Genomic DNA, 12,763 nt, shown 5'->3' on the forward strand with positions numbered 1-12,763 from the left:
CCCGGTCAGATCAGCAGGAAATCTTTGAAGTGAAGCTCAGCGGAATTGTCGAGCTCCGCGACATGCATTGCCGCGCCCGCCGCGCTCCCATCCGCGTCAAAAGATAGAACGCCGCTCGCCTGATCGTAGATCAGCTTGTCATCCGCCTCGAGCGCTTTCTTGCCGTGAACGAAATTCTCATCCGAAAATGCGGACAGGCTGAGCGCGGCGAAAATCGAATGGTCGAGCAGCAGCTTGTCTTCAGCCGCGAAGAAGAAATCCCGGATCTTCTCGACGCTCATATTGTCGGGCTTCACATCGAAGACGAAGTTATCGCCTCCGCTGCCGCCGGTCAGCCTGTCCTCACCGGCTTTGCTGTCGATATGAGTATCAATTCCGAAGGAGCGAATAATATCGTTTATTCTATCGGATTGGGCCATAGCTTTCTCCCGATTTGCAATGCAATCGGCCATGAGAAAATATCCCCATTTTCAGTCGCCAATTCGTTTTAATACACGCGGAGGGCCGTGCATTGCCGCTTGTTAACCATGATTTGTTGTCTTGAATGTGGCCCGTATCGGGCCGCAATTTGTGTAACGCGACCGTCAATCTTTGCTTGCATTTTTCCGGTCGGGGGGCAGATCATGCCTGGGTGAGACGGCCGCATCAGCAGAGCCGGGGAAAATCCGAAGCATCTGGAGGTTCCGATGACCGTCAATGTTCATTTCCGGTTTCGCAGCGGTCTGCTGTCGATGGCGTTCGACAATGTCCGCCTCCGCGGCAGTTGGGACCGGCACGGCCGCCCCTCGGCCGACTGGACATCGGTTCCCATGCAGCGCTCCGAGGACGAAGATGGCTATGATGTCTTTGTCGCCAGGGTTTCCTTTCCCGATGGCGAGATCGGCACGAATTTTCGCTGGGGTATCGAGCTTGACCGGCCGGGCGTGGCGGATCTATGGGCTATCGCCGCCGAATTGGACGACGAGGCCTCGTCGCGTCGGGAATGTTCCTTCGAACTCCAGCCGGGCATGGAGCCGCAGATCTATTATCTGACATGGATCGGCCGTCTGGGGGCGAACCGGATTGAAAGGCGCAACGGTGCCGACCGCATTCGTTTCTCGGTCTGGGCGCCGAACGCCCGGGAAGTCTTGCTGGTGCTCGCCGATCCCGCCATCGGCTACGTCGCCGACGACGGCACCGGAGCGCTCGGGACCATCAGCATGCGAAGGACTGTCGACGGGTTCTGGACCGTTGAAACCGCCGACGATCACCGCCTTTCGGATTTCGACGGCATGGTCGGCACGCCCTATATGTATCGCATCACCAAGGACGACGGATCGCTTGCCTACCGGACCGACATCTGGTCGCTGATGCAGATCGGGGCGGGAGATTTCGATCCGGATGGTGCGCCTCATCATGGATCGCCGGCTGGTTTGGACGGACCGCAGAGCTGCTCGGTCGTCTGCGACCCGAAGCGGGTGGTGCTGCCGTCCGGGCAGGAGCTTGCCGCGCAGGCTTTCTGGGCTGACGAATTCGTGGCCGGCCGCAAACTTCCGGACCGGCTCGAGGATCTGGTGATCTATGAATTGCATGTCGGCGCGCTCGGTTTCGGCAAACCCGCGCCGGGAACGCTCGATGATGCGATCGCCTTCGTTGCGCATCTTTCCGCGCTCGGCGTCAACGCCGTCGAACTGTTGCCGATCGCCGAATTCGAGGCGCGGGCCAATTGGGGTTACGGCACCTCGCATTTCTTTGCCGCCGATCAGGGCGCCGGCGGCACCGACCGGCTGAAGTTATTCGTCAAGGCCTGCCACCAGCAGGGCATCGCCGTCATTCTGGATGTCTGTTACAACCACTTCGATCCGGATGGCGAGCGGGCGCAATGGGCCTATGATTCCAACGATCCCACCCGCAATATCTACTACTGGTATGAGGGACGCCCAGGCGACTACGCCAATCCCGCGGGCGGCTATATCGACAACATCTCCACGGGATGGGCGCCTGCCTTCGACGAGGAGGCGGTTCGGCAGCTTTTCATCTCGAGTGCGGCATTTCTCGTCTCCGTCTGCCATATCGATGGCTTCCGGCTCGATCAGACCAGTTCGATCCATCAATATCCAGTGCTGCATGCCGACGGCCGGCGCGCCGATCGGGCAGCCGCCTTCGGCGCCAAATTCCTGAAGCAGTGGACCCGCACGATGCGGCTGATCAAGCCGCAACTTTTCCTGACAGCCGAGGATTATTCGGACTGGTCGGCAATGACGGAGCCGAGCCTGACCGGCGATGGGCTCGGTTTCGACGCCACCTGGTACGGCGATTTTCATCACAACCTTGTCGAATATCACGGTGGCGCGCAGGCGCAGCTTTTGAAGAATGCCGGTTTTGGCGACAGTCGGGCGCTGACCATGTCGTCGCTTGCCGGCGCATTGCAGACGAGCGCGCGATCGAAGGTGGTCTACAACCAGTCGCACGACGATTGCGGCAATCGCGAAGGGTCGGCACGAACCGCTGTCATCGCGGTCAATTTCGCGCCGATCGTCGGCAAGACCAGGGCTTGGGCGGAGGCGAGATCCAGGTTTGCGGCGGCGATGACGCTGCTATCGGCCGGGACGCCGATGTTTTTCATGGGCGAGGAAATCGGCGCCCAGAAGCCCTATCGTTACAATGATTTCCTGGAGAACCGGGAGAATATCCTCGGCGAGGCTGCGGGCAACGGGGCAGGGATGATCAGCTGTTATCGCGACCTAATCGCCCTCAGCATCAAAGAGGCAGCCATTCGCTCCCGCAACATCGCCATTCCTTACGTCCATGACGAAGACCGGGTGATCGCATTTCATCGGTGGAACGACGGCGAGGATTTCCTCGTGGTGGGATCGCTGAACGACGCTGCTTTCCAGAACGGCTATCGGCTGCGCAGCGAGCGTCTGGGAGACGACCTCTGGGAAGAGATCTTCAATAGCGATGCTGAGACCTTCGGCGGCTGGAATGTCGGCAACGGCGGCGGAAGGATCAGAGCCACTGCGGGAATGCTCGATGCCGTGCTGCCTGCCTCAGGCGTCCTAGTGTTTCGCAGGCTGTGATGCGTCGCGCCTTCCAAGGCAGCAGGCAATGGGTGCGCAGGGCGCTCAGGCAAATCCGACCGGCAGGTTTTCCAGTTTTCTGCCGGCACCGTAGTCGCGCTCGTGCTGCGAGCGGCGGCGGCCGTCGCGGCGAGCAGACAGATCGATCCGGTTTTCGGCAAAGATCCCATCGGCATAAGTGCCGGTGTCGTGGCAATCGGTGTCGATCTTGGGGGTAAGGATTTTCAGGATCATCGGGGTTCCTCCGCGGCGCACCATCAACACTCGGAAAGGCCGCTTCGTTCTCTTTATAAACTCTGAATTATTAATAAATTAACCATAAGCGTCACGGAAAGGCTCAGCAGTTGCCAACGTCCTGCCGCACACGTCGACGTGGAATGGCCTTGCCGTGGAACTCAGGGACCGTGATTGCCGTTGATATCGAAGGACACAGGAGGTTTCCATGCAGTTGATCGATACGCGAGTGTCACAGGCCGGTGACATCTTCACCGTCGAATTCCTGGGCGAGGGAGGGGAATCGATCTCCGTCAAGATCGACAACTCTCACGGCGAACTCGACCACTCCAAGGCCGTCGACCACGCCAAGGTGATGATGGTCCAGCTGACCAGCTTTTCCGGCAGCGAGGCGGATGGCAGCATCAACCGTTACGACGCGTTGAGCAACGGCAATTTCGACGAAGGCAGCAAGGGCCTGATCGGCCAGCCGAGCGCACGTTCGACCCATGATAGCGCGGTGCTGGAGGAAGAGCTCAATGAAGGTCTTGAGGACAGCTTTCCGGCAAGCGACCCTGTATCGGCAACGGTATCGTCCATTCCCGCCAACGCGCGACGGCACTGATCGCACTACCTTTTGAATTCCAATTGCCGGAAAAGGCTGCCCGTTCCAGCGGGCAGCCTTTTCATTGCATGACAGATCGATGTCAAAACTGAGAAACAGCTGAAAACATCGGATGTCTGATTGACATGGGAGCCTTCTAGAGAGGGCCCGAGAAGGGAGTGCGCACGACGCGCTTCTAAGGTCTCGGAGACGCACTCATGAAAATCATTCAGATCACCGACACCCATTTCAGCCCGAACAAGCCGCATTTCAACGGCAACTGGGCGCCGCTTCTGAGCTGGATCGAAGCGACCGGCGCCGATCTGATCATCCACACCGGCGATCTCACACTCGACGGCGCCGACAAGGACGAGGACATCACATTCTCGATGGATCTGATGCGGCAAGTGTCGATCCCGATGCTGATCGTCCCCGGCAATCACGATGTCGGCCATCTCGAGGGGTCCGACCAGCCCGTCAACGCCGAGCGGCTGGCCCGCTGGCGCAGCCTTGCCGGTGACGATCGCTGGCTGGAGGATGCGGCCGGCTGGCGCTTCATCGGCTTGAACTCGCTGCTTCTCGGTCATGAGGATGACGAGGAAGAGGCCCAGTTCGAATGGCTCGCCAAGGCGCTCGAAGACAGGGCAGGGCGGCGCGTGGCTCTCTTCGCGCATAAGCCTCTGTTCGTCGATGCACCCGATGAAGGCGATACCGGCTATTGGAGCGTTCGTCCGGCTCAGCGCCGGCGGCTTTATGATCTGATAGCAGCCCATGACGTGGCGCTGTTTGCCAGCGGCCACCTTCACCGGGCCTGGCAGGGTCGCTTCGACGATACCCAGTTGACCTGGGGCCCGTCGGCGGCCTTCATCATCGACAAGATGGAGCGCGAGATGCCGGGCGAGCGCCTGATCGGCGCCGTCATCCACGAGTTCGATACGTCGGTCGAAAGCCAGATCGTCGCCGTTCCCGGCATGACCGCGCATGTGCTCGACGATGTCGTGCTCGAGGTCTATCCGCAGGCGGTCAAGCCGCGCGAGGCCGTCGAATGAGCGCGCTCTCGCTTCGCAGCATCACCAAGGCCTTCGGCGGCAACCAGATCCTCAACGGCGCGTCCTTGCCGGCCTCGACCATGCCGAAAGCGGTGAGATCCTGGCCGGCGGACGCTTTACGTCACCCATGATCAGGCGGAGGCGCTGTCGATGGCCGACCGCGTCGCCGTGATGATAGGTGGCCGATTGCTGCAGATCGCAACTCCTCAGGTCATCTATGACGACCCGGCCCATATCGAGGTCGCCCGCTTCATCGGCCAGCCGCGCATCAACCTGCTTCCGGCCTTTGTCGAAGGCGGCGTGATCCTGTGCGGCGGCCTGCGGCTGACGCTTGAAAATGCACCTGCCGGCAAGACGCCGGTCACGATCGCCATTCGCCCCGAATTCGTCTTTCTCGCCAAGAGCCGGCATGACGGCCTTGCCGCCCGGATCGAACGCCTCGAATTCCTGGGGTCCGAAGTCATCCTCCATTGCCGGCTCGATGCGATCGGCGAGACCGTCATCGCCAAGGTACAGCCGTCCGAAGCCTCCGGGCTTGCGGCGGGCGATGCCGTGGGGCTCCGATTGTCGCCCGGCCGCACGCTGGTCTTTGCCGAGGACGGCAGCCGGCTCGCCGGCGTGGTCGCCGGCGGCGATGCCGGGCTCAGCTCTGCTAATGCCGGGCTCAGTGGTGATGCCGATACCGAGCGGGAGAGGGCGCATGGCTAGCCTCGCCTCTATGGCCATTCCTGGTCATTCCGCTCTTGCCCATCGCCGCAGCGAGGGCCGCATCGCCTGGATGCTGGTGCTGCCGGCGATAACACTGCTTTTTCTCTTCGTACTTTTGCCGGTCGCCGCTGTCGTCGTGCTCGGCTTTACCGATTTCGAACTCGGCTACGGCGAGTTCCGTTTCGTCGGCTTCGAGAACTACGCCCACCTGATCACCGACCGCACCTTTCGCAAGTCGCTGTGGAATACCACGGTCTATACGGCGATCGTCGCGCCCGTCTCGATCCTGCTCGGCCTCGGCATCGCCATGCTGATCGAAAGCGAGACTGCGGCCCGCAGCGTCTTCCGCACCGCCTATTTCCTGCCGGTCGCCTCGCTGATCGTCGCCATGGCGACCGTCTGGCAATATATGTTCCACCCGACGATCGGCCCGATCAATGCGCTGCTGGCGCTTGCCGGATTGCCCGGTCCGAACTGGCTGGGCAGCTCCGGCACCGTACTTTACAGCCTGTCGATCATCGGCGTCTGGCAATCGGCCGGCTTCAACATGGTGCTCTTCCTGGCGGGGCTGACGGCAATCCCGCGCGAGCTTTACGCCGCAGCGGAAGTGGACGGCGCAAAATCCTCGCTCGACCGCTTCCTGCTGGTGACCTGGCCGATGCTCGGGCCGACGACGCTCTTCGTCATCACCATCAGCATCACCAATGCGGTCAAGGTCTTCGAGACGGTCAAGACGCTGACCGAGGGCGGCCCGAACAAGGCGTCTGAAGTGCTGCTCTTTACCATCTACCAGGAAGGCTTCGTCTATCTGCGTGTCGGTTATGCCTCGGCGATGACCGTGGTGTTTCTGCTGATCCTGGTGGTGCTGATGTTCCTGCAGTACCGCATTCTCGACCGCCGGGTGCATTACACATGACGACAAGCGCTTTTTCCCTCGGCAGAGTGATCCGCCTCAGCCTGCTTTCCCTCGGCGCGATCGTCTTCCTGTCGCCCTACATCTTCATGATCTCGGCGGCCGGCAAGACGCAGAGCGACATTTTCACCTCGTCGCTGTCGCTGATCCCGGCGCATTTCGCCTATGCTGAGAATCTCGCCAAGGCCTTGAGCCGGGTGCCGATGGCGCGGCTCTTGTGGAACGGCGTCGTCGTCTGCAGCCTGATCTTCTTCTTCCAGGTGCTGGTGGCGATCCCCTGCGCCTATGCCATGGCGAAGCTGCGTTTCGGCGCTGCCCGCGCGCTGATGGTGCTGGTCATGCTCGGCCTTCTCGTGCCGATCCATGCGACGGCGCTGCCGCTTTATGTCGCCTTCGACCGCGCCGCCCTGCTCAACAGCTATGCCGCCCTGATCGCACCCTTCACCATTTCGGTCTTCGCGATCTTTATGTTCCTGCAGTTCTTCCGCGCCATGCCCGACGACCTCATCCATGCCGCCCGTCTCGACGGCATGTCGGAGCTCGGCATCGTCGCCCGCGTCATCGTGCCGAATGCCTGGCCGGCGGTCACCGCCTTCGCCATCTTCTCGGTCGTCGCCCATTGGAACGATCTCTACTGGCCGCTGATCGTCATCAGCAAGCAGGACTATGCCACGCCACCCCTCGGGCTGATGTATTTCCGCGCCGCCGAGGCCGGCGACGACTACGGCGCGCTGATGGCGGCGACCCTGATCATTACCCTTCCTCTCGTCGCCGCCTTCCTGCTTGCGCAGAAGCGTTTCGTCGAGGGCATCACCATGACCGGTCTCAAAGGCTGACCGGCTTCAACCAGGAGAACGAGCGATGAAACATATCACCCAGCTTCTCGCCGCAGCGGCCGTATCGATGGCAATCGCGCTTCCAGCGCATGCCGAGACGACGCTGACGGTTCACTACCCCATGCCGGGCTTCTTCAAGGACGTGATGGACACGATCTCGAAGAAGTTCATGGCGGAGAACCCCGATATCAAAATCCAGTTCGCCAGCCCGTCGGCGACCTATGAGGAAGGCATCCAGACGATCCTTCGCCAGGTCGGCACCAGCGAAATGCCCGATATCACCTTCATCGGCCTGAACCGCCTGCGCATGCTCGACGAACGCGATGTCGCCGTCGACCTCGGCCCGCTCGTCAAGAAAGAGGGCAACATGGCCGAGCAGGGCTTCTCCGACACGATCCTCAAACTCGCCCAGGTGAAGGGCAAGCAGGTGGGCCTGGCTTTTGCGACCTCCAACCCGATCATGTATTACAACGCCGATCTGGTGAAGGCGGCCGGCGGCAATCCCGACAATCCGCCGAAGACCTGGGACGAGGTCATCGCGCTCGGCGGCAAGATCAAGGCGCTCGGCAACGGCGTCGACGGCATCGATTTCCGCTGGCAGGGCGACGACTGGATGTTTTCGGCTCTGCTCTTCGGCGCCGGCGGCAGGATGCTGAGCGACGACGAAAGCAAGGTCGCCTTCAACGGTCCGGAAGGCGAGAAGGCCGTCGAGGTCCTGCATCGCCTGGTGACCGAGGGCGGCATGCCGGTCTTCACCAAGCCCACCGGCGAACAGGCTTTCGCAGCCGGCAAGGTCGGTTTCGAGTTCCAGACCACGGGCGCGCTGCGCAACACGATCAAGAATGTCGGTAACAAATTCGATCTGCGCACCGCCAAGATCCCGCTGATCGATCCGGTGAACGGCCGTCTTCCCACCGGCGGCAACGCCGTCGTCATCCTGACCCATGACGCCGCCAAGCAGGACGCCGCCTGGAAATTCGCCAAATTCGCCGCCGGCCCTTACGGCGCTTCCGTCGTCGTGCCCGGCACCGGTTACGTCCCGAACAACGAGCTTGCCGCCAAGTTGCCGGAATATCTCGGCGATTTCTACAAGCAGAACCCGCTGTTCCAGGCAGGCCTCAGCCAGATGCCCGTGATGATCCCCTGGTATGCCTTTCCCGGCTCCAACGGCGTCAAGGTTACCCAGACGATCGTCGACAACCTCTCGCGCATCGTCGACCAGTCGGCCGAACCCAAAGAAGCGCTCGACGACGCGGCCGCCGACGTCGAAGGCATGCTGCCGCGCAGCTGATCGCTTTCCGCGTCAGAAGAAGGGCCGTCACGCCGAGTGCGTGGCGGCCCTTTTGTTTCGAAGCTTCAGATGGCGCGCACCGTGCCGCCGCGGCGCAGCGTATAGGCGACATCGAGATGGCGGGCAGGGGCGGCATTCTCCGCCATGTCTAGGAGCAGCGAGGCGGCCGTCGCCCCCATGCTGGCATCCGGCATTTCGATTGTCGTCAGCGGCGGATCGATCAGCCGGCCGATGGCGATGCCGTCGAAGCCGGCGACCGATACATCCCCGGGCACCGACAGCTCCTCGCGCTTCAGCGCGCCGATGACGCCGAGCGCCAGAAGGTCATTGGAGGCGATGATCGCCGTCGGCGCAAGCGAGGTCATCACCGTGCCGAGGTCGATCTGGTCGTAGCCGCCGAGGAAGGGGATTTGCACGGCGTCGAGCGGTGGCAGCTCGTTCTCGGCCATGGCGTCGAGATAACCCCGGTAGCGCAGGCGGGCGCGGTCGGAAGCGGCAAAATTGCCGGAAAGGAAGAGAATGCGGCGATGGCCCATGCCGATCAGGAAGGTGGCGATCTCGCGGCCCGCGCCGCGATTGTCGGCGGTGACGGCCGCCGGAAACTGCGCGGTCGGGAGGTTGTTGAGCAGCACGGTCGGCGGCAGTCTGGCCAGCAGCGCCTCGCTGGTCGACGGATCGCAGACGGTGAGGATCAGCCCGGTCGGCTGGTCGTTGAGCAGGGCGGCGACGGCGTCAGCCTCGCGCGCCGGATCGTAATTCGACTGGGCGATCAACACGCCGTGGCCGGCGACCAGCATGCGGTTCTGGATGCTCGACAGCGACGACGCAAAGACCGGATTGGTGATGCTCGGAATCAGCACGCCGACCACCGGCCGGCGCCCGATCCGCCCGGCGGAATGGCCGGCCGGGCGATAGCCGAGTTCTGCGGCGGCGCGGCGCACCTTGCGCACCATCAGGTCGCTCGCCGGTCCGTCACGGCTGAGAACCCGGCTTGCGGTTGCCAGCGAACATCCGGCCCGGAAAGCGACCTGCTGCAATGTCGCCATCGAAAACGCCTCCTGGTGACAGATAAGGCGCAATCCCTTAGGAGGTTTCGATGACATTGGTCTGACATCGGCGGAAGCAGCTGGCCGGAGTTTTGCCGTCTCGTCCACTGGCACACATAGAAGTTGAAGAGAAATGCAACCTGTGGAATAGTCAGATCAACACGATCCATCTCTTTACGCTCATCCCTGGACAAGAATGTCTTATAAAATGGAATGCTCCGCCGCCTGGCGGTTTCTCGCGACGGTTGCTCTGGTCGCAAGCTTGGCGTCGCCGGCCTATGCGGACACCTCGTCCACATCCTGGCCACAAACACAAAGCGACCTACAAGCCGACACCGACGTCCATTTCGGCACGCTCGCCAACGGAATGCGGTTTGCGATCATGCGCAATGCCACGCCACCCGGGCAGGCGGCGATCCGCTTTCGCATCGGCTCCGGCTCGCTCGAGGAAAACGACAACCAGCAGGGCTTGGCGCATTTTCTGGAGCATATGGCCTTCAAGGGTTCGACGCATGTCGCCGAAGGGGAGATAATCCGTATCCTGCAGCGCAAGGGCCTGGCCTTTGGGCCTGATACCAACGCCCACACCTCTTATGACGAGACTGTCTATGCACTCGATCTTCCCGAGGTCGATGCTGACACGGTTTCGACGGGCCTGATGCTGATGCGGGAGACGGCGAGCGAACTGACCCTCGATGCCGGCGCCTTCGATCGCGAACGCGGCGTCATCCTGTCGGAGGAGCGGCTGCGCGACACGCCGCAATATCGCGCAGGGCTCGGAATCATGAATTCCTTGCTCGCCGGCCGCCGCGCGACCATCCGCGTGCCGATCGGCAAAACCGACATCATCAGCAATGCGCCTGTAGACCTCGTCCGTGATTATTACCGGGCCAATTATCGGCCCGAGCGGGCAACGCTGATGGTGGTGGGCGATATCGACCCGGCTGCCATGGAAACCCAAATCCGGCAGCACTTCGGCGACTGGAAGGCCGTGGGGCGGGCACCAACAAAACCGGATCTGGGCACACTGGAGACGAAAGGCGAAAGCGCCGACGTCCTCGCTGTTCCCGGCGGCATGACCAGCATCCAGATAGCCTGGACGCGTCCCAATGACGCCGCGGCTGACACATTTGCCAAGCGCCGCACGCAGCTTATCGAAGATCTCGGCCTGTTGGTGCTCAAACGTCGGGTGAGCACTATTGCCAGCAAGGCGGATGCCCCTTTCATCAGTGCGGTCGCCGGCTCCCAGGATCTTCTTGATTCCGCGCATATCGTCCTGATCGTGGCGAATTCCGAGCCGGATAAATGGCAGGCGGCGCTCGCGACCATCGACCAGGAACAGCGGCGTATCGAGGAGTTCGGCGTTGCGCAGGCTGAACTCGATCGTGAAATCCTCGAATATCGCTCGTTCCTCCAGGCTGCCGCGGCCGGAGCCGCGACGCGCACGACCACCGACATCGCTTCCATGCTGGCCAGCAGCGTCGATGACAATCAGGTCTTTACGTCGCCCGCCGAAGACCTTTCGCTGTTCGAGACGATCACGAAGGACGTCACGGCAGCCGAGGTCAATCAGGCGCTGCGGCATGCCTTCTCCGGCAACGGTCCGCAGGTCGTGCTGCAGACGGCCCAATCACCGCAGGGCGGAGCCGACGCGGTTCGGCAGGCCTATGATGCTTCAAAGGCTACTGCCGTCTCGGCATCATCCGGTGCAGCCGACGTCGCCTGGCCCTACACCCATTTCGGCGAGCCGGGCGCCGTGGTCGAACGCCGCGCCGTCGACGATCTCGGCGTGACCATGGTGCGCTTTTCCAATGGCGTCCGGCTTACGGTCAAGCCGACCAAGCTGCGCGCCAATGAAGTGCTGGTGCGCGAAGATATCGGCCGCGGCCGGCTGGACCTGCCGCAGGACCGTCCCGCCCCGATCTGGGCGTCTCCGGCCGTCGCGCTGTCCGGCGTCAAGGCCATGGACTACCAGGATATCCAGAAAGCGCTGACGGCCAACATCGTCGGCATCGACTTCTCCGTCGGCGACAGTTCCTTCAGCTTCGACGGCCGCACGCGAACTGAAGATCTTGCGACGCAATTGCAGCTGATGACGGCATACACCGCCGATCCCGCCTACCGCCCGGAGGCTTTCAAGCGGGTGCAGCAGGCCTATTTGAGCGGCCTCGATCAGTATCAGGCGACCCCCGGCGGCGTTGTCAGTCGCGATTTCGGAGGTCTCGTGCATTCCGGCGATCCGCGCTGGACCTTCCCCGATCGCGCTGCCTTGTCCGCCGCCAAGCCGGACGATTTCGAGGCGCAGTTCCGGCCCATGGTTTCCACCGGCCCGATCGATATCACCATCGTCGGCGACGTCACGGTGGATGACGCAATCCGGATGACAGCCGAAACCTTTGGCGCTTTGCCGCCGCGGCCGGAGGCGGTGCTGAGCAAGGAGTGGGGTGACGTGCGTTTCCCGGCGGCGAACAAGACGCCCATTTTGCTGACCCATAGCGGCAGGGCGGATAACGCGGCCGCCGCCTTCGGGGCACCGATCGGCGATTTGCTCTCCGATCTGCCGCGGTCCTTCACCGCCAATATCGCCACCCAGATTTTTCAGAACAGGCTGATCGACCAGTTTCGTATTGCGGAAGGCGCAAGTTATGTCCTGGAGGGTGACGCGAACCTGTCACGCGAAATCCCCGGCTATGGCTACGCATTTTTCTACGTCGAGACGGAACCGGCAAAGATCGGGCGCTTCTATGCACTTGCCGACGACATCGCCAATGACCTGCGATCGCATGATGTCTCCCCGGACGAGTTCGCGCGCGCCCGGGAACCGATCATCGAGACACTGAAGCATCAGCGGCAGAGCAACGAATATTGGATCGAATCTCTGCGGGGCGCTCAGATGGATCCGCGTCGTTTAGACCGGATACGCGACAGTCTCAGCGGCTACGACAAGGTCACCGTCGAGGATATTCGCGCATTTGCCGGGACCTATTTCAGCCCGGAAAACTTCTGGAAATTCGAAGTACTGCCGGCGGCGGTAAGATAGGCGC

At 62.0% G+C, this 12,763-nt stretch carries 10 protein-coding genes and 2 pseudogenes; 9 read left to right on the forward strand and 3 right to left on the reverse strand.

The window, feature by feature from the left end; translation table 11 throughout:
* Positions 1-5 precede the first annotated feature (5 nt).
* Positions 6-353, reverse strand: a pseudogene (locus K6N12_RS25035) (calcium-binding protein); the annotation flags it as partial.
* Between the two features lie 333 nt (positions 354-686).
* On the opposite strand from K6N12_RS25035, the gene K6N12_RS25040 reads away from it, so the two are divergent.
* A complete protein-coding gene (locus tag K6N12_RS25040) occupies positions 687-3,059 on the forward strand; it encodes an alpha-amylase family glycosyl hydrolase (RefSeq protein ID WP_222148990.1) in 2,373 nt (790 codons plus the stop codon).
* Between the two features lie 45 nt (positions 3,060-3,104).
* Here K6N12_RS25040 and K6N12_RS25045 read toward each other — a convergent pair whose 3' ends face one another.
* Positions 3,105-3,293 carry a hypothetical protein gene (locus K6N12_RS25045; RefSeq protein WP_097628892.1) on the reverse strand — a complete coding sequence of 63 codons (189 nt, stop codon included), beginning with the start codon at positions 3,291-3,293 and terminating at the stop codon, positions 3,105-3,107.
* 208 nt (positions 3,294-3,501) lie between these two features.
* Between K6N12_RS25045 and K6N12_RS25050 the strand changes: the two genes are divergently transcribed.
* From K6N12_RS25050 to K6N12_RS25075, 7 genes and pseudogenes are all read left to right on the forward strand, one after another.
* A complete protein-coding gene (locus K6N12_RS25050; RefSeq protein ID WP_097628891.1) occupies positions 3,502-3,897 on the forward strand; it encodes a hypothetical protein in 396 nt (131 codons plus the stop codon).
* A 197-nt stretch (positions 3,898-4,094) separates the two neighbouring features.
* Positions 4,095-4,925 carry a metallophosphoesterase family protein gene (locus K6N12_RS25055; protein ID WP_097628890.1) on the forward strand — a complete coding sequence of 277 codons (831 nt, stop codon included), beginning with the start codon at positions 4,095-4,097 and terminating at the stop codon, positions 4,923-4,925.
* Positions 4,922-5,056, forward strand: a complete 135-nt coding sequence (locus tag K6N12_RS34660; protein ID WP_275593026.1) for a hypothetical protein — start codon at positions 4,922-4,924, stop codon at positions 5,054-5,056. Before K6N12_RS25055 ends, K6N12_RS34660 begins: the two co-directional genes overlap by 4 nt.
* A pseudogene (locus K6N12_RS25060) lies at positions 5,028-5,633 on the forward strand (TOBE domain-containing protein); the annotation flags it as partial. The gene K6N12_RS34660 and the pseudogene K6N12_RS25060, both read left to right, overlap by 29 nt.
* Positions 5,626-6,549, forward strand: a complete 924-nt coding sequence (locus tag K6N12_RS25065; RefSeq protein WP_097628889.1) for a carbohydrate ABC transporter permease — start codon at positions 5,626-5,628, stop codon at positions 6,547-6,549. The pseudogene K6N12_RS25060 and the gene K6N12_RS25065, both read left to right, overlap by 8 nt.
* Complete coding sequence (locus tag K6N12_RS25070) at positions 6,546-7,382, forward strand: carbohydrate ABC transporter permease (RefSeq protein WP_097628888.1); 837 nt, start codon at positions 6,546-6,548, stop codon at positions 7,380-7,382. The genes K6N12_RS25065 and K6N12_RS25070 overlap by 4 nt, the downstream gene beginning before the upstream one ends.
* Before the next feature lie 25 nt (positions 7,383-7,407).
* A complete protein-coding gene (locus tag K6N12_RS25075; RefSeq protein WP_097628887.1) occupies positions 7,408-8,673 on the forward strand; it encodes an ABC transporter substrate-binding protein in 1,266 nt (421 codons plus the stop codon).
* A 65-nt stretch (positions 8,674-8,738) separates the two neighbouring features.
* On the opposite strand, the gene K6N12_RS25080 is transcribed toward K6N12_RS25075, so the two are convergent.
* Positions 8,739-9,719, reverse strand: a complete 981-nt coding sequence (locus K6N12_RS25080) for a substrate-binding domain-containing protein (RefSeq protein WP_097628886.1) — start codon at positions 9,717-9,719, stop codon at positions 8,739-8,741.
* Between the two features lie 196 nt (positions 9,720-9,915).
* On the opposite strand from K6N12_RS25080, the gene K6N12_RS25085 reads away from it, so the two are divergent.
* A complete protein-coding gene (locus K6N12_RS25085; protein WP_131710894.1) occupies positions 9,916-12,759 on the forward strand; it encodes a M16 family metallopeptidase in 2,844 nt (947 codons plus the stop codon).
* Positions 12,760-12,763: the final 4 nt, after the last annotated feature.

This window comes from Rhizobium redzepovicii, assembly GCF_019793435.1.
GTDB lineage: Bacteria > Pseudomonadota > Alphaproteobacteria > Rhizobiales > Rhizobiaceae > Rhizobium > Rhizobium redzepovicii.